The organism is Nocardia sp. CA-128927 (genome assembly GCF_050955855.1).
Lineage (GTDB): Bacteria > Actinomycetota > Actinomycetes > Mycobacteriales > Mycobacteriaceae > Nocardia.
The window spans coordinates 7331912-7349086 of the sequence record NZ_CP192087.1; the positions used below are offsets into that span (position 1 = coordinate 7331912).

Annotated in this window: 14 protein-coding genes; 7 read left to right on the forward strand and 7 right to left on the reverse strand. The window is 67.1% G+C overall.

What is annotated here, in order from left to right; genetic code table 11:
* The first annotated feature begins 494 nt into the window (after positions 1-494).
* The 5 genes from ACQPW1_RS33695 to ACQPW1_RS33715 all read left to right on the forward strand — a co-directional run bounded on the left by ACQPW1_RS33695 (position 495) and on the right by ACQPW1_RS33715 (position 6254).
* Positions 495-995, forward strand: a complete 501-nt coding sequence (locus ACQPW1_RS33695; protein WP_433656033.1) for an Ltp family lipoprotein — start codon at positions 495-497, stop codon at positions 993-995.
* A 370-nt stretch (positions 996-1365) separates the two neighbouring features.
* Positions 1366-1857: a hypothetical protein gene (locus ACQPW1_RS33700; RefSeq protein ID WP_433656035.1), complete on the forward strand. Its 492-nt coding sequence runs from the start codon at positions 1366-1368 to the stop codon at positions 1855-1857.
* 219 nt (positions 1858-2076) lie between these two features.
* A complete protein-coding gene (locus tag ACQPW1_RS33705; protein WP_433656037.1) occupies positions 2077-3093 on the forward strand; it encodes an Rv2578c family radical SAM protein in 1017 nt (338 codons plus the stop codon).
* A gap of 132 nt (positions 3094-3225) precedes the next feature.
* Complete coding sequence (locus ACQPW1_RS33710) at positions 3226-5178, forward strand: 2-oxoacid:acceptor oxidoreductase subunit alpha (RefSeq protein WP_433656039.1); 1953 nt, start codon at positions 3226-3228, stop codon at positions 5176-5178.
* On the forward strand, positions 5175-6254 hold the full coding sequence (locus ACQPW1_RS33715) for a 2-oxoacid:ferredoxin oxidoreductase subunit beta (protein WP_433656041.1): 1080 nt from the start codon (positions 5175-5177) through the stop codon (positions 6252-6254). Before ACQPW1_RS33710 ends, ACQPW1_RS33715 begins: the two co-directional genes overlap by 4 nt.
* A 370-nt stretch (positions 6255-6624) precedes the next feature.
* On the opposite strand, the gene ACQPW1_RS33720 is transcribed toward ACQPW1_RS33715, so the two are convergent.
* From ACQPW1_RS33720 to hisS, 3 genes are all read right to left on the reverse strand, one after another.
* Positions 6625-7635 (reverse strand): malate dehydrogenase, encoded by a 1011-nt coding sequence (locus ACQPW1_RS33720; RefSeq protein WP_433656043.1) that lies wholly within the window; start codon positions 7633-7635, stop codon positions 6625-6627.
* 567 nt (positions 7636-8202) lie between these two features.
* On the reverse strand, positions 8203-8850 hold the full coding sequence (locus tag ACQPW1_RS33725; RefSeq protein WP_433656045.1) for a hypothetical protein: 648 nt from the start codon (positions 8848-8850) through the stop codon (positions 8203-8205).
* 225 nt (positions 8851-9075) lie between these two features.
* Complete coding sequence (gene hisS / locus ACQPW1_RS33730) at positions 9076-10359, reverse strand: histidine--tRNA ligase (RefSeq protein ID WP_433656047.1); 1284 nt, start codon at positions 10357-10359, stop codon at positions 9076-9078.
* A 196-nt stretch (positions 10360-10555) separates the two neighbouring features.
* Between hisS and ACQPW1_RS33735 the strand changes: the two genes are divergently transcribed.
* Both ACQPW1_RS33735 and ACQPW1_RS33740 read left to right on the forward strand, forming a co-directional pair.
* Complete coding sequence (locus tag ACQPW1_RS33735) at positions 10556-11434, forward strand: peptidylprolyl isomerase (RefSeq protein ID WP_433656049.1); 879 nt, start codon at positions 10556-10558, stop codon at positions 11432-11434.
* Positions 11435-11836: 402 nt separating this feature from the next.
* A complete protein-coding gene (locus tag ACQPW1_RS33740; protein WP_433656051.1) occupies positions 11837-12391 on the forward strand; it encodes a hypothetical protein in 555 nt (184 codons plus the stop codon).
* A gap of 85 nt (positions 12392-12476) precedes the next feature.
* On the opposite strand, the gene ACQPW1_RS33745 is transcribed toward ACQPW1_RS33740, so the two are convergent.
* From ACQPW1_RS33745 to ACQPW1_RS33760, 4 genes are all read right to left on the reverse strand, one after another.
* Complete coding sequence (locus ACQPW1_RS33745; RefSeq protein ID WP_433656053.1) at positions 12477-12863, reverse strand: DUF4913 domain-containing protein; 387 nt, start codon at positions 12861-12863, stop codon at positions 12477-12479.
* A gap of 67 nt (positions 12864-12930) precedes the next feature.
* On the reverse strand, positions 12931-14754 hold the full coding sequence (locus ACQPW1_RS33750) for a type IV secretory system conjugative DNA transfer family protein (RefSeq protein WP_433656055.1): 1824 nt from the start codon (positions 14752-14754) through the stop codon (positions 12931-12933).
* A 38-nt stretch (positions 14755-14792) separates the two neighbouring features.
* Positions 14793-15371, reverse strand: coding sequence for a hypothetical protein (locus ACQPW1_RS33755; RefSeq protein ID WP_433656057.1), 579 nt, complete (start codon positions 15369-15371; stop codon positions 14793-14795).
* Between the two features lie 47 nt (positions 15372-15418).
* On the reverse strand, positions 15419-17143 hold the full coding sequence (locus ACQPW1_RS33760) for a peptidoglycan DD-metalloendopeptidase family protein (protein WP_433656059.1): 1725 nt from the start codon (positions 17141-17143) through the stop codon (positions 15419-15421).
* Positions 17144-17175 lie beyond the last annotated feature (32 nt).

The window sequence follows — 17175 nt, forward strand, 5'->3', positions numbered from 1 at the left end:
TCGAGCACACCGTTCGTCCGCGCCCGGGTGCCGACTTGTGGCAGCAGCGGATCCGATTGCGATCGACCACCACAGCCGTCACCAGTGGCGCCGGTGAGCGGGAACGAGTCGAAGTTCTGATCACGGTGTCTGTCACCGTTTTCCATCGTATGCATCACCGATCTTGCTCGTTTCTCACGAGCTGACCGGACTAGCGCATGCTTAGCAAACATCCGCCCATGCCGAGTTGAGTGCGTTCGGCTGGCTCGCCGTCCGGGCCTGCCCGATCGGGCAAAACCTCCGGGGTTGCCGATTTGCGTGCTGTGTGGTGGTTTTGGTGTCACTGCTGGTTGGGGTTGTACCGGAGTAGGTCGTTCGAATGACTGTGGCGGGGGCGCTTCGTCCATAGGCTTGTTGTTGTCGTCTTGTGGTGGTCCCCAGTCCGTTCTGCTGGGGTTGCCTCGAATCATTTGCGGACGGCGATCCCGGCGTAATGAGCAGAGCAGGAGTACCAGATGACCGAGCCTTTCCCCGCCCCACAGCCCAGCTACCTGTCGGCCGTGGGCTCGCCGAAGAAGTGGGTGTGGCTGGTCGGCGCCCCGGTTCTGGCTCTCGTCCTGGCGGCGCCTGCATGGAACAGCGCTCCGGCAGCGGCCGACGTCGCTCAGCTGACTATCGCGGCGCCCGTATCGACACTTGCGGTCAAATTCTCCCCGGCCAAGCAGGACATCACCTCCAGCCAGCGCAACGCCATCCGGTCTGCCCAGCAGTACCTCGACTACTCTGCCTTCTCCCGCAGCGGTCTGATCCACCAGCTCGAGTACGAAGGCTTCTCTACCCCAGACGCTACGTTCGCGGTAGACAGCCTGAATGTGGACTGGAACGAGCAGGCAGCAAAGAGCGCCAAGCAGTATCTCGAGTACACCTCGTTCTCTCGGTCCGGACTGATCGATCAGTTGGTGTACGAGGGCTTCACGCGCGCCCAGGCCGAGTACGGAGTCAACGCCGCCTACTGACAACCTCTTTCGGCGGTAAGCCCGGACACAGCAGCACCCCTTCCGGGCTCCTCTCGCTCGACGGTGGCGATGTCACGTATCGCGTGCGGGTCCGCGCACCTGCGCCGCATTGGTACCGGAGCGCAGGGTGAAACCTATGGTCAGCGCCGACGTACCTGCTGACTGTTTGCTAGAAGCGAGCACTGCGGCGCGCGGCCGGCCGCAGTGCTCACGTGGGCGCGGCGCGTGGGGTTTTCATCACCATCAAAGCGTTCACGTCGGGTGCCCGGGCTTAATCGGTCTGGCATCAGTCAGCGGGAGTGAGCGCCAATGCTAAGTAGCCGCTGAGCGCTCGGTCGGCGGATGATGTCTCTGCAGGGATGATTGCCGGATGAGCCGAACCAAGTTCGTCGAAATCGATGACCGCGGATTCTGGGCGGTCGACGATGCGCTGGATGTGTGGCTGGCATATCTGGTCGAGGCGGCCGGAGATGCCGGCCCGGCGGAACCTTGGCTGAGCGACCTCGTTGAGGATTGGCGCCGTGGCTCAGCACTCGCCGATATAGGGGTGACGATGCGGTTGCCGGTGGCGGCGCATCGCGAGCGGGTGCGCGGGATCGCTGAGCGCGCTCGCCGTGCCGCGCTGGCGGGAGGGAATGTGCCCGTCGAGCGATTGCGCCAGTGGGTGATTCTTGCCGATTCGACAGTCTCGGATGGTTTCTCGCGCACACCCGATGGTGTTGGCGTAGACCGAATCCTCGAGGTGGCCGACGGGTTCATCGGGTTGCTGGATGGAAGGTTGGCTGCTGATCCACCGCATGGCTGGTGGTATCTCGGGACTGGCGCAGGCATGTCGATCATCGAGCGTAGGGATTCGCACTGATCGACTGAGCGATGGTTGGCCCACTGCGGCAGCGAATGCTGACTACGTCCGATATTGCCGCCGAGCGGGTCGACCTGAGCCAGCAGTGATCCACCAGCAAACGCTCGGTGACAGATTGCGTGATCAAGTGACAGATATGAGCTGTCGTCACACCGGTCCGGCGAGCGCAGTCCGCCAGAAAGGTTTGCGCATCATGCGAACATATGTTCGACTGGGTTGATGCGGTGGCAAAGCCAAACCCTGAACGCCGACGACGGCGCGCTGCCCGGGCTCACCCGGGCGGGGTTGACGCGCACCGTGCAAACCCCTGAGTTCGACGGCATCACCTTCCACGAGGTGCTGTGCAAGAGCGCGCTGAACAAGATGCCGGAAAGCTCGACGCTGCCGTTCCACTGGACGATCAATCCGATGCGCGGCTGCTCACACGCCTGCCGCTACTGCTTCGCCCGCCCGACCCACGAGTACCTGGATCTGGACGCGGGCAAGGATTTCGATTCGCAGATCGTGGTGAAGACGAACATCGCCGCGGTGTTGCGCAAGGAACTGGGGCGGCGTTCCTGGCATCGGGAACCGGTCGCGCTGGGCACCAACACCGACCCCTACCAGCGGGCCGAGGGGCGATACCGGTTGATGCCCGGCATCATTCGCGCGCTCACCGATTCGGGTACGCCGTTCTCCATCCTCACCAAGGGCACCCTGCTGCGCCGGGACCTGCCACTGCTCACGCTGGCCGCGCGTGAGGTGCGGGTGAATGTGGCGGTGTCCATCGCAGTTTTCGATCTAGACCTGCATCGCAGCCTGGAAACCGGCACCCCGTCGCCGAAGGCCCGCCTGGAGATGGTGCGCGCACTCACCGACGCCGGTTTCGACGTGAATGTCATGGTGGCGCCGGTGATTCCGTATCTCACCGACAGCAAGGCGCACCTGGACGAGCTGTTCGGCGCGATCGCCGCCGCCGGGGCGCAATCGGCCGTCGCCTTCCCGATGCACCTGCGCAGCAGCACCCGCGGCTGGTTCCTCGGCTGGCTCGCCGAACAACATCCGGCGCTGGTCCGCCGCTACCGTCAGCTATACGGCCGTGGCGCTTATGTGACGCCCGAGTACGCGGCCTGGCTACGCGGACGACTCGACCCGCTACTCGAGCGACACGCCCTGAAGCCGGAAAAACCGGCCGAACCGGAGACACCGCCGGAAAGTCCGTACGCCACCGACCCGCAGCTGGCATTGTTCGGCTGACGCCTCGGGCACCGGTTGCCGGTGAACTTCACGCATTACCAGGGAACCTCACATTTCGGGCGGACGCACCGCGCGGTGCGGAGTAGTTTGGCGATGGCACCCCTCTCATCGACGAGGAAGTGAAGCAGGCAGATGGTTTCGCACCACAACGAGGTCGGCACAGCCCAAAACAGCGCCGACGCAGCGAAATTGGAAAAGGTAGTCATTCGGTTCGCCGGTGACTCCGGCGACGGCATGCAGCTGACCGGTGATCGTTTCACGCACGAAGCGGCCGCGTTCGGCAACGATCTGGCCACCCAGCCGAACTTCCCCGCCGAGATCCGGGCGCCACAGGGCACGCTGCCTGGGGTTTCGTCGTTCCAGATCCAGATCGCCGACTACGACATCCTCACCGCGGGCGACCAGCCGGACGTGCTCGTCGCGATGAATCCGGCCGCGTTGAAGGCGAACCTGGAGGATCTGCCGCGCGGCGCCACCGTGATCGTGAACACCGACGAGTTCACCAAGCGCAATCTCACCAAGGTCGGGTACGCCGCCGACCCGCTCGACGACGGCACGCTCTCGGACTTCGTGCTGCACCGCGTCGCGATGACCTCGCTCACCATGGGCGCCACCGAGTCCACCGGCGTCGGCAAGAAGGACGGTCAGCGCGCGAAGAACATGTTCGCGCTCGGCCTGCTGTCCTGGATGTACGGGCGGCCGATCGGCGGCACCGAGAAGTTCATGCGGGAGAAGTTCGCCGCTAAGCCGGACATCGCCGAGGCCAACGTGCTGGCGTTCCGGGCGGGCTGGAACTACGGCGAGACCACCGAAAGTTTCGCCACCACCTACACAATCGCGCCCGCGAAGCTCCCGCCGGGCACCTACCGGCAGATCACCGGCAATACCGCGCTCGCGTACGGCCTGGTCGCCGCGGGTCAGCTCGCCGGCCTGCAGGTTTTCCTCGGCACCTACCCGATCACGCCCGCCTCGGACATCCTGCACGAGCTGAGCAAGCACAAGAACTTCGGCGTCACCACCTTCCAGGCCGAGGACGAGATCGCGGGAATCGGTGCGGCACTGGGGGCTTCGCTCGGCGGCGCGCTCGGCGTCACCAGCACCTCGGGACCCGGACTCGCGCTCAAGAGCGAAACCATCGGCCTCGCGGTGATGACCGAGCTGCCGCTGCTGGTGATCGACGTACAACGCGGCGGGCCGTCCACCGGCCTACCGACCAAGACCGAGCAGGCCGATCTGCTGCAGGCGCTGTACGGGCGCAACGGCGAATCGCCGGTCGCCGTGCTCGCGCCGCGCTCCCCCGCCGACTGCTTCGCCACCGCGGTCGAGGCGGCCCGGATCGCGCTCACCTATCGCACGCCGGTGCTGCTGCTGTCCGACGGTTCGATCGCGAATGGTTCGGAGCCATGGTCGATTCCGCGCGTGACCGACCTCCCGCCGATCAACCCCGCGTTCGAGCCGGAAGGCGACGACGCGGACCCGTTCCAGCCCTACGCCCGCGACCCGGAGACCCTGGCCAGGCCGCTCGCCGTGCCGGGAACCAAGGGGCGCGCGCACCGGATCGGCGGGCTGGAGAAGGCCGACGGCAGCGGCAACATCTCCTACGAACCGGCCAATCACGAACTGATGGTTCGGTTGCGGCAGGCCAAGATCGACGGGATCACCGTGCCCGATCTCGAGGTCGACGATCCGGACGGGGGGGCCGAGCTGCTGATCATCGGATGGGGTAGCTCGTACGGACCGATCGGCGAGGCCTGTCGCCGTGCGCGCCGCCGTGGGGTGCCGGTCGCGCAGGCGCACCTGCGGCATCTGAATCCGTTGCCCGCCAACCTCGGTGCGGTTTTGCGGGGTTATCGCACGGTGGTCGCGCCGGAGATGAACGGTGGCCAGCTCGCACTCCTGCTGCGCGGGAAGTATCTGGTCGATGTGCGGCCGTGGACGAAGATCGCGGGCACCGCGTTCTCCGCGCAGGAACTCGTCGGGGTCATCGACGCCGCGTTGGACGGCTCGATCGAGGAGATGGAACAGGACAAGGCCTTCGCCGCCCGAGCGCGGGCCACATACGTCACCACTGGGGGTAACGAATGACCATCGTGGAAACCTCGCTCGTCGGCACCGATCTGGGCCTGACCGGACTGTCCGGGGTACCCGCCGCAGCAGGTCCGCAGAAGGCGAAGGACTTCACCACCGACCAGGAGGTGCGCTGGTGCCCGGGTTGCGGTGACTACGTGATCCTGGCGACCGTGCGCGGCTTCCTGGCCGAGCTCGGATTGCGCAGGGAGAACCTGATGTTCGTCTCCGGGATCGGCTGCTCCAGCCGCTTCCCGTATTACCTCGAGGCGTACGGCATCCACTCCATCCACGGCCGCGCGCCCGCCATCGCCACCGGGCTCGCGGTGACCCGTCCCGACCTGTCGGTATGGGTGGTGACCGGTGACGGCGACGCGCTGTCCATCGGCGGCAATCACCTCATCCACGCGCTGCGCCGCAACGTGAACATGACGATCCTGTTGTTCAACAACCGGATCTACGGCCTCACCAAGGGGCAGTACTCGCCGACCTCGGAAGAGGGCAAGGTCACCAAGTCGACCCCGATGGGTTCGGTGGACCACCCGTTCAACACGCTGTCCATCGCACTCGGCGCCGAAGCCACCTTCGCCGCACGGGCTTTGGACTCCGACCGCGCTGGCCTGACCGAGGTACTGCGCGCCGCCGCCGAGCACCGCGGCACCTCGTTCGTCGAAATCCTGCAGGACTGCCCGATTTTCAACGACGGCTCCTTCGACGCCCTGCGCCGCGACAACGCCGCCGCCCACCTCGTCCCGCTGCACCACGGTGCACCCATCCGCTTCGGCGCCGACAACGAATTCGCCGTCGTACAAAGCGGTTTCGGCCTCCAGGTGGTCCCCACCGACACCGTCGCCGAAGCCGACATCGTCACCCACGACGCCTACACCGACAACCCCGAATACGCCTACGCCCTCTCCCGCCTCTCCGACCAGGCCCTGGACCACGTCGTCACCGGCATCTTCCGCAGCGTCACCCGCCCCACCTACGACGACGGCGTACGTGCCCAGTCGACGTTGGCGCGCGAACGCAAGCCGGTTGACGAGGACTCCCTCCAGTCGCTGCTCAGCGGCCAGGAAACCTGGACCATCGACTAAGTCGCCGGCCCGGCCGAATCCACCGGCCCAGCAGTCAGACCCGCTCCTCGAACGGGACATAGCGTCGGCAAAGTGCGAGTAGGCCCGCCGCCATGTCCCGCTCGGCGCGAAGGCGAGTGCCGAGTGGGACATGACGGCGGCGAATCCCGAGTAGCGCCGCCCTGATGTCCCGATCGGCGGACTGCTGAGGAGGTTCGACGCCTGGCGAAGCCGCGGTCGACGACCACGACGCGTTCCTGGTTGAGCCCGCGACACTGGCCGCGGCCAGGAGGCCGGACAATCAGCGAGGGGCACCCAGCGCGTCGCCGAACGGGACATGGTTGCGGCAAAACCCGAATAGCGCCGCCGTCATGTCCCGTTCGGCGGAGGACTAGGCGCGCTTGGCGAAGCCGAGGTCGATTACGGCGTCGCGTTCCTGGGTGAGTTCGGCGACGCTGGCGTCGATGCGGGTGCGGGCGAAGTCGTCGATGGGGAGGTCGGGGACGATGGTGTAGGTGCCGTTGGTGCAGGTGACGGGGAATGAGCTGATCAGGCCCTCGGGAACGCCGTAGGAGCCGTCGGAGGGGACGGCCATGGAGACCCAGTCGCCGTCGGCGGTGCCGCGGACCCAGTCGTGGATGTGGTCGAGGGCGGCGCTGGCCGCGCTGGCGGCCGAGGAGGCACCGCGGGCCTGGATGATCGCGGTGCCGCGCTGCTGAACGGTGGGGATGAAGTCGTCGGTCAGCCAGGTCTGGTCGGCGATGCTGTCGAGGGCGGGGCGGCCGTCGATGGTGGCGTGCGCGATGTCCGGGAACTGGGTCGCGGAGTGGTTGCCCCAGATGGCAACTCGGGCGATATCGGCCGCGGGCGCGCCGGTCTTCTTGGCCAGCTGCGCGATCGCGCGGTTGTGGTCGAGGCGGGTCATCGCGGTGAACCGTTCGGCCGGAACGTCGGGCGCGTTGTTCATGGCGATGAACGCGTTCGTGTTGGCCGGATTGCCGACAACGAGCACCTTCACGTCATCAGCGGCACTCCCGTTGATCGCCGCACCCTGCTCGGTGAAGATCGTGCCGTTGGCGGCCAACAGATCCGACCGCTCCATCCCCGCCGTACGAGGCCGCGCCCCCACCAGAACTGCAACGTTCGCCCCCGAAAACCCCGTCCACGGATCATCACTGATGTCGATGGACTCCAACAGCGGAAACGCCCCGTCCTCCAACTCCATCGCCACCCCCTCCAACGAAGCCACCGCAGCCGGAATCTCCAACAACCGCAACCGCACCGGAGTATCCGTACCCAGCATCGCCCCCGACGCGATCCGGAACAACAACCCATAAGCGATCTGCCCCGCCCCTCCGGTCACGGCAACGGTCACGGGCGCGGTCCGAGCTGCGGTGCTCACGACAATCTCCTAGCGGTAGGCGGACTCTCAAATCTCACCCTATCGACTTCCCCCTCCCCCGAAACCGCACGGTGAGCAACACGACAGTCACCCCCGAAGACCCGCCGCACACACCGCCCTCGCGCACACTGAACCCCGGCAATGCTGCACGCGGCGAGCTAACAACGCGCCAAACGCTCGACCGGGCCCGCGGTGCGCAGGCGAGCACGGCAACCACTGCTCGCGCCAGCCGCCGCACACGACCTGGCCTGGCGCGCACGGAATCGCCAGCAATCTCGTACGCGACACACGGAAACCTGCGCGGCACGCGCGCGATTGGCTGGGCCGCGCTCGGGCGAACGCGGCACCCCGGCTCGCATCAGCCGTCGCGCACCGAATCGCCCCGCGCGCACAGAATCGACAGCAATTTCGTACGCGGGACGCGGAAACGGGCGCGGCGTGCGACAACGCGTGGCAAGAGCTCCACCGGGTGTGCAGTACTCGGGTGGGCGCGGCGACCACCGGCCCGCATCAGCCACCGCGCACGCACTCGCTCGCGCGCGGTGGCGATCAGTTGGGCGGGCCGGATCAGGTGAGGGCGGCGACCTCGCGGTCGGTGAGGACGACCGGGGAGACGGCGTCCTTGGTGCGGGCCATTTGGACGGCGCGGTAGAGGGGGCGTTCGGGGAGGCCGGCGTCGCGGGCTTCGGCGCGTAGTTGGTGGGTCAGGAGGGACGAGACTGCTACGGCGGCGGCTAGTTGGCTGGTGGCGAGGGCGTCGGCCAGGCGGCGGAGGCCGAGGAGGTGCATTTCGCGGCCGCTGCCTGCGTCGGTGTACATGGCCAGGGGGATGATCTGGGAGATCTCGCCGGCGGTGACGCGCAGGACGATTCGGCTGAGGCGGGCGGGGAAGATCAGCACCTCGACGCCGGTGGCCGCGGAGACCTCGACCTGTCGCTCGCCGAACAGGCGGCGGGCGTGGATCATGGTGCCTGCCAACCACATTCGCCGCCGTCGCAGGGCGACCGCGTAGCCGACGGTCGGTGCGCCGACGACCAGTCCGATGGCCACCGCGATCGGCCAGCTGACCACGGTGGCGGCCAGTAGCGCCGATCCGATCCCGATACCGGCTGCGGCCAACGCGAGCCTGCGGAGCATCGGCGCGTACATCTCGGGCGCGACGAGGTCGAGTCCGACGGGCGGATCCGTGTGCTGCTCACCAGAATTCGACGACACCGGCCCACCTCTCCGCGACTCCCGCGCCACGTCGTGCGCGCAGTCACGTTACCTCCACAAACCCTCTCCGGTGCCCCCTTCGGAGACGTTGCCGTCGTCGTCATAGCCAACGGGACATGATGGCGGCATGGCAAGCCGACGACGAATAGAACAGCTCCGCATCGGGGCGACAGCGAGAACCTGCGCATCGACATCGCCCGAAATCCGTAGACCCGGCCCGACGACCTAACTGCCGGACGAAACGTCGAGCGCCTCGCGAATCGCGACAACGACCTCGCCGATCGGGATCTGGCGCTGTTCCCCGGTTGCCATATCCTTCAAACCGATTGTCTCCTCGGTGAGATCGCGATCGCCGAGCACCAAGGTGAACTTCGTACCGGACCGGTCGGCCGCCTTCATCGCACCCTTGACGCCGCGCCCACCGTAAGCCAGATCGACGCTGATCCCCGCCGCACGCAACTGCGCGGCAAGCACCACCAGTCGCTGCTTGGCGGCATCGCCCAGCGGCACCCCGAACACCTCGCAGCGCGCGGCATCACCTGCCGTCTTACCTTCGGCCTGCAACGCGAGCACCGTGCGATCGACCCCGAGCCCGAATCCGATGCCGGACAACGGTTGTCCGCCGAGCTGCGCCATCAGCCCGTCGTAACGTCCACCGCCACCGATCCCGGACTGCGCACCGAGCCCGTCGTGCACGAACTCGAACGTCGTCTTCGTGTAGTAGTCGAGCCCACGCACCATCCGCGGATTCACCACGTACGGCACGCCCAGCGCATCCAGATACCCGAGCACCTGATCGAAGTGCGTCTTGGCGGATTCGGAGAGGTGATCGATCATCAACGGCGCGTCCGCGGTCATCTCACGCACCTCGGGCCGCTTGTCGTCCAGCACCCGCAACGGATTGAGCTCCGCCCGCCGCTTGGTCTCCTCGTCGAGCGGCAGCCCGAACAAGAACTCCTGCAACAGTTCCCGATACTGCGGACGGCAGGTCTCGTCGCCGAGCGAGGTGAGCTCCAACCGGAACCCCGCCAACCCGAGCCCACGGAAACCCGCGTCGGCGATCGCGATCACCTCGGCGTCCAGCGCGGGATCGTCGACGCCGATCGCCTCGATGCCGACCTGCTGCAGCTGCCGGTACCGACCGGCCTGAGGCCGCTCGTAACGGAAGAACGGCCCGTTGTAGACCAACTTCACCGGAAGCTGCCCGCGATCGAGCCCGTGCTCGATTACGGCCCGCATCACACCGGCGGTCCCCTCGGGGCGCAGCGTCACGCTGCGGTCGCCACGATCGGGGAAGGTGTACATCTCCTTGCTGACCACGTCGGTCGACTCGCCGACGCCACGGGCGAACAACCCGGTGTCCTCGAAGACCGGCAGCTCGATATGTCCATATCCGGCCAGTCGAGCGGCGCGAATCAGTCCGTCGCGCACCGCGACGAATTCGGCCGAGCCGGGCGGGACGTAGTCCGGTATCCCCTTCGGGCCGGAAAAGCTGCTGGTCTTGGTCACGATGGTCCAGTTTCCACCACCACGCCCCGACAAGTCCAACCGGTTACGCCTACCTCCCCCAGCGGACCCGTTCGTGCCCGTTATGCGCACTTCCAGTGGTGTGTGAGGCGCACCGCTCTCAGGAAGTGCAGGGCAGTCTCAGGAATAAATGGCAGACTCTCATGCCGTAACAACCGGACACGGGAGGAACGTGGTAGTGCCGAGCAACGAACAGCGGCGAGCAGCGGCGAAACGTAAGTTGGAGCGCCAGCTCGCCAACCGGGCCGAGCGCGCACGCAGGCGCAAGCAACTCACGATCGCCGGGTCGGTGCTCGGTGTTGTCGTCGTGGTCGCGGCGGTAACCGGGGTGTACTTCCTGACCAAGGGCGATGACAGCAGCTCCGACGCCAAGGACGCGACCCAGTCCAGCAGCGCACCGTCCGCGGCGGCTCCGCCCGCAGCGGCGGCCAAGCCGGCGATGGTCAACTGCGTCTACAAGGACGGCCAGAAGCCGGCCGACAAGCCGGCGACCAAACCGGCCAAGGCCGAGGGCATCCCCACCACCGGCAACGACGCGAAGGTCAGCGTCAGCATGGAGACCAACCAGGGTCCCATCGGCCTGACCTTGAACAACGCCGAATCACCATGCACGGTGAACAGTTTCGTCAGCCTGGCCGCGCAGAAGTTCTTCGACGGCACCAACTGCCATCGGATGACGGCGAGCGAAGGCCTGAAGGTGCTGCAGTGCGGTGACCCGACCGCGAGCGGCATGGGCGGGCCCGGCTACGAATTCGACAACGAGTACCCGACCGATCAGCTGGACGCCAACGATCCGATGGCCGCCCAGCAGCCGATTGCGTACAAGCGCGGCACGCTCGCCATGGCGAACGCGGGACCGGGCACCAATGGCAGCCAGTTCTTCATCGTCTACGGCGATTCACAGCTGCCGCCGAACTACACCATCTTCGGCACCGTCGACGAGAACAGCATGGGCACCCTGGACAAGATCGCGAAAGCGGGCCAGGACGACTCCAACGGCCCCGGCGACGGCAAGCCGAAGCAGCCGGTCGACATCCAGTCGGTGCGCATCGACTGAGAACCGCGAAAACCGTTCGGGCCCCGCATCGATTCGTCGGTGCGGGGCCCGACACGTGTCGCGAAGATGAAGGGCACCCTAATCCTCCGGTTAGGGTTGGCTCAGACCGGATATCCTCCGGCGAGTTACCGAGCCTGTCGGAATTGTGCGATATATGCTGATAAGCGGCACGGCCGTACGGTTGCGACAGTGCTTTCTCGGGTAACCTCGAAACACGGAGTTCGCGTAGCGTGGCAACCCCTCAATCGGGCGACCCCCGAGCAAAGGGAAAGCGACGACACGAGTTCTCCCGGTGTCCACGTTTGCAGCCGGGGCATCGTCGGACGGACTACAGTCCCCTGGCGGTGTCCAGACGAAGCACCACAACATCCATAGTGATCACTGCAGCATCGGGGAGCAGCCATGTCCGAGGAACTGGACGACATCGGCCGCGAGACAGCGGCCATGATGAGGACTATGTTGCAGCTTGCGACCCTGGTCGCACTGCGGACCCGCGAGCGTGGTCAAAAGGAAGCCGAGGCGCGCGTCAAGGTCACCGAGGCTCGCATGAAAGAGGCCCGCGAGATGCAAATCCGCGAGGCCCGCGACTCGAAGTCCAAGGACCCGCGCAACACCGAACTGGCCCGGATGATCGAGAAGCCGATCCCGGAACGCGGTGTGTCGCTGGAGAAGGACCGCTTCACCGCGCAAGCCGAGGCGACCCGCATGGCAGGCATCGCCGCCGCGGCACACGCCAAGCCGCCGGTGCTGCAATACGACTCCCCCGAACGTCGCATGGCGATCGCCGCGCACCTGGCGAAGATGGGTGTCGCACCCGAACTCGCCGCGGTACGCATGTTGATCGAAGTAGGCCAGGCGCAGCCACCGATCGAGGCGGTTCGCACCCGCCCCGAAGAGGCACCAGCGGTCACCAGGGCACGGGAACAAGAAACCCGCGGTCTGGAACGCACCCGCTAGCAGACAACACAAGAAACGCCCGCTTATCAAGCGGGCGTTTACTTTTCGCTCCGGAGCACGGCTCGCTCCGGTCATCGCGAACCAGCTACATGCGGAAGTCACCGATGGTCGGGTCACCGAACATCCCGTGCTGTGGCGACTTCAACGGCAGCGGGCTGAGCATGTCCTTGTGCCCGTTGCGCACGCTGCAGTACTTGAACGGACCCTTGGGATCGAACAGCTTGGCCATGTGCGGATCCGCGTGGTCGAGGAACCACACGCTCAATCCCGTTGACCCGTCGAGCCGGAAGTGCTCCCAAGCCCGCCACATCGCGTCCAAACGGGCGACCGCCTCGGCATGCTGAAACCACTCCGGGCACCACACGGTGTCGCTGAGATCGGTGACCTGGCGCCGATAGACCAGGCTCAGATAGTTCTCGACGAACTCCACCACGTTCGCGTAGATCATCGGTTGCTGCTGCTGTTCGGTCATGACCGCGCCTCACCAGGCTCCGGCACGACCGATAACGCTGCGCCCCAGGCTCGCTCCCTGCACCCACTCACAGTGGCCTGACCTCCTCGATCTTCCCGAACTCCGGCGGCTGGGTACCCTTGCTCAACGAAGGCGCGCCCGGCATCAGGTCGGTGATCTCCGTCTTACGCTGCGGATCATGGTGCGAGATGGACTTCGTCACCTCGGCAGCGTACTCGCCCTCCCACCACGGAACTGTGCGAACCAATACCGGCGGCGCGCCGGACGGGAAGACGATCACGCGACCGCGTGGCAACTGGGCCAGCGCCTGCACGCTGAACGTCTTCGACGACCCGAGCGAACGCGAATAGCTCTTGCCGCCAGAGGATTCCGACACCGAAGCCGAGACGACCTCGTAGTCGCCGATCGCCTCGGAACGCTCGCGCAGGAAGTTGGTGTCGTCCACCCCGCTACCGAGCACCTTGATGTTCGCGGCGGCCCACAGCGCGTTCATGCCGGGCTCGCCCCAGCAGCGCACGCCTTGCGCCCACGACTGCAGCACGGTCATCACGACGATGCCGCGCGAGCCGAAGTGGCTGTACTGCTTGGGCAGATCCTTCCAGCGCACCACGTTCGCGGCCTCGTCCAGCACCGCGAGCAGCGGGATGGGCAGCCGGCCACCACGAGATCGTGAAGCCTCGCGCATGGCCACGTCGATCACGGCCTCGGTGAGCGCACTCACCAGCGGCGCGGCCGACCCGCGTCCTTCCAGCGACAAGCTGTACAGGGTGCCGTTGCGCTCGATGAACTCCAGCTCGTCGAACTCCCGCCGATCGCCGCCCCTGGTGATCCACGGGTGCACGTTCGACAGCTTGAGGCAGCGGATCATCTTCTTCGCGGTGCCGAAAATGCCACTGCGGGTGCGCAAGTCGGCGTTGTACTGCGAGGCGAGGCCGGACGCCGTGTAGTGGTGCCTGGCCGCACGAAGCAGCTCGATGGGTTCGGTGTCGCCCGGGTTGGTCACCCATTCCCACACCTGCACGATCGGCCTGCTGCCGACGGCCGCGGCCAGGAAGAGCCCGGCCAGTAGGTCTTCCGCCTCCGGGTCGAAGAACGCGTCGGTCTTGGCATCGGAGCCGTCGTCGCCGTCGGCGAAGTGCCCGGCCAGGCGGGCGGCGCGCATCTCACAGCCCTCAAGGCGCGCGTTGACCCAGGCCAGCGGATCCCAGAACCAGGTCGACTCCTCGCCCGCGACACCCTGCGGGTCGAACACGAACGTGGGACTGCCCTTGGCTTCGCGCACATCTCGCGTCGCGTCCACCACGTCGCGCTTGTTCGAGGTGGCCAGCACCGGCCCGATCGCGGTGAGGATCGCCGGGATCACCCGCGAGGTCGACTTACCCTGACGCGGGCCCCAGATATCCAGGTGCAGATCCTCGTAGGAGCCGTACAGCATTTGGTTGTCGGCGATGCCGATGCCGATCGGCACGCCGGGCACATCGTCGGTACCGAGCCGCACGCCGAGCTGCACTGCCTTCTCCCGCACACCCTTCGCGGTGAGGTGGGCGATCGCGCCGCCCTGGCCCATCACATCGGCCTTCTCGTCCACCGGGAGCACGCCGATCGTCTTGCGCTTCTTCAGCCGCTTGCGGATGACCACCCAGGCCACCAGCACCGCGACCACGAGCAGCACGATCACCGTCGACGCGCGCGGCCAATGCAGCTTGCCCCTGACCAGATCCGCGACGATGGCGATCGGGTTGATCGGGATCGACTGCGGTGTCACCGCGAGCATGTTGCCCAGATGCAGCGAGATCCAGAGCGTCGCAAGGATCGCGAACCCGGCGTACAGCAGGATCATGGTCGCGTCCGGCCCGACCGCAGCCGGATCCTTCACCACCTTCTTCGCCATGTCTGCCTCCTATGTTCGTACGGGGAATGTCTTGGTGTTCAGCGGAACGCGTCGAGCCTCCAGCCGTCGGGTGTGCGCACCACGGTGGCGATGACCGTCGCGGGCGGCAGCGGTTCCTTGCGGCCGTTCGGGTAGACGACGGTCTGCTCGATGCCGATCTTGAACTGCTGCATGTTCGGATCGCCGCCGCTGGGCGACTTCTCGCCGGAGGCGAAGGTGAACGCCTCGACGTTCGCCTTGGCGGTGGCCCAATCCGCCCACTGCAGTGTCGCCTTGGGAGTTTCGAGTCCCGTCGGCGTGCCGTCCAGCACGCGAACCAGGCTGGGGCCCAGCCATTTCCGAGCACGCGCCAGCGACGCGCCCTGGGCTTCGGTGGCGGGCTGCCAGGTGTAGATCTCCTTGAGCGCGGCCACCGCGACGCCGTCGGGCGTGACCGGATCGGGTGCGGGCACACCCTCGAGCATCCGGGTCGTTGACGTGGCCGGGTGCGCCCCACCGGATCCCGCGTCCTCGCGGTCTCCGCGACCGCAGGCCGCGCCCAGCATCGCGACGCTCACCACCAGCATCACCACCAGTTTCGCGCGTACCTGTGCTTTACCTTTCCAGGCTAGCCGCATAGACCGACACTTAGGCAGTCCCGAGTTCGCGTGTTCGGAACGGGTGCTCACAGCACCCTCCTCGCCCGGCTATCCCCCGGCACTTGCACCTCACCGACACCACCGCCACCACGCGTGCCCGGCACCGCCTGAATCATCCGGCCGTTGCCCGAGTAGATACCCACCTGCGCGGGTCCGCGCGGCCCGAACGAGCTGAACACCAGATCGCCCTCCTGAATCTTGCCCATCGGCACCTCGACACCCGCCTCCCACTGCTGTTCGGCGGTGCGCGGCAAGGTCACCGAGCCGGACGAGGCCGCGAACACCGCGGCGGACGTCAACCCGGGGCCGTCCATGCCGCCGCCACTGGGCCCCTGCGGTCCGCCGCCGCCCCAGACGTACGGCTGCCCGAGCCAATCGTGCGCGGCCTCGACGATCTGATTACCGCCGCCGCCCTCCTTCGGGTCGAACCGGCCGAGCGCGCCGGGCGCACGATACTGCGCCTCCATCGCGAGGATGTTCGCCACGTAGGGCTGGGTCTCGGACAGGTGCGCCGCCACCCGATTCGGCATGCCGCCGGACGCGAGCACGGCGCCCTCACCGGCGTTGTAGGCGGCCAGGGTCAGCGCGGTGACGTCGCCCTGCACCTTGCCTTCGGCTTCCCACTGCACGATCTTGTGCGCGATGGCGCACATGTAGCGGCCCTGCCCGATGATCGCGTCGCCGTCGTCCCACAGGCTGGCGGTGCCGTTGCCGTCGGCGTCGATCACGTACGGCTGGCCGTCATCCGGGTTCACGCTGACCGCGGTGCTCGGCAGGAACTGCGCCAGACCCTGCGCACCCGCGGGCGAGGTGGCGCCGCGGCGGAAGCCGGATTCCTGCTTGCCCTGTGCGGCGAGCAGCGAGGGGGTGATCTGCGGGCAGATGGAACCCGCACGGCGATACCAGATTTCGAGCTCCGGCGGCACCTTGCCCGCGGCGAGCGCGCCGCCCGCGCTGCCGAAGCCGCGACTGCACCGGGGATCGTTGGAGAAGGCCTGCGCGCCACCGACATCCGGGGTCGGTGCGCCGTCCAGCCAAGGCATCGGGTCGATCTGGCGGCCGCCGGTGAAGCGGCCACCGGGGACGATCTCGAAATGCAGGTGCGGGCCGCTGGATTCGCCCGCGGAGCCGACCTGGGCGATGGGCTGACCCGCGGTCACCGCGTCGCCGACGCGCACATGCACCCCCGAGTCCCACATGTGGCCGTAGACGGCGGAGTACGCGCGGCCGTTGGTGTCCACCGAGTCGACGACGATCCAGTTGCCGAAACCCGATGCGGGACCGGCGGCTACGACGCGACCGTCGGACACCGAGTAGATGGTGGTGCCGTCGGTGGCAGCGAGGTCGATGCCGAGGTGCGTGCCGCCGCGCGCACCGAACACGTCCGACACGGTGAAGGTGCCGACGGCCAGCGGCAGGGTGCGGCGGATCGGTCCGGCGCCCGCGGCCAACGACGGCGCACCGGTGCTGGTCGGATTCGCCTGCGTCCCCGACGGATTCGCACCGGCGGCCGGACTCGCCTGTGTGCCGAACGGATACGCAGTGGTCGGCGGACTCGCCGGTGTCCCTGACGGATTCGCCCGCGGATCACCCGGCGGGTAGCCGCCAAGCGGCGGCAAGTTCGACTGGGTGCCGAGCAGCTGCGAACCCTCACACGGGTCGTCGACCGAGGGCAGCACGATGACCACCACGAGGGTCATCAGCGCGAGCACCGCGCCGAGCGCTCCCCACAGCAGCGCCTTGCCGGTCACCGCTGCCTCGCCGGGCCCGGCCCTCCGCGCCC

Excerpts from the sequence above, each read along its gene's own strand:
- ACQPW1_RS33745 (WP_433656053.1), bottom strand. The coding sequence starts at position 12,863 with ATGACCGAACAGCAGCAGCAACCGATGATCTACGCGAACGTGGTGGAG.
- ACQPW1_RS33740 (WP_433656051.1), top strand. The coding sequence starts at position 11,837 with ATGTCCGAGGAACTGGACGACATCGGCCGCGAGACAGCGGCCATGATG.
- ACQPW1_RS33755 (WP_433656057.1), bottom strand. The coding sequence starts at position 15,371 with ATGCGGCTAGCCTGGAAAGGTAAAGCACAGGTACGCGCGAAACTGGTG.
- ACQPW1_RS33750 (WP_433656055.1), bottom strand. The coding sequence starts at position 14,754 with ATGGCGAAGAAGGTGGTGAAGGATCCGGCTGCGGTCGGGCCGGACGCG.
- ACQPW1_RS33710 (WP_433656039.1), top strand. The coding sequence starts at position 3,226 with ATGGTTTCGCACCACAACGAGGTCGGCACAGCCCAAAACAGCGCCGAC.
- ACQPW1_RS33700 (WP_433656035.1), top strand. The coding sequence starts at position 1,366 with ATGAGCCGAACCAAGTTCGTCGAAATCGATGACCGCGGATTCTGGGCG.
- ACQPW1_RS33705 (WP_433656037.1), top strand. The coding sequence starts at position 2,077 with ATGCGGTGGCAAAGCCAAACCCTGAACGCCGACGACGGCGCGCTGCCC.
- ACQPW1_RS33695 (WP_433656033.1), top strand. The coding sequence starts at position 495 with ATGACCGAGCCTTTCCCCGCCCCACAGCCCAGCTACCTGTCGGCCGTG.
- ACQPW1_RS33715 (WP_433656041.1), top strand. The coding sequence starts at position 5,175 with ATGACCATCGTGGAAACCTCGCTCGTCGGCACCGATCTGGGCCTGACC.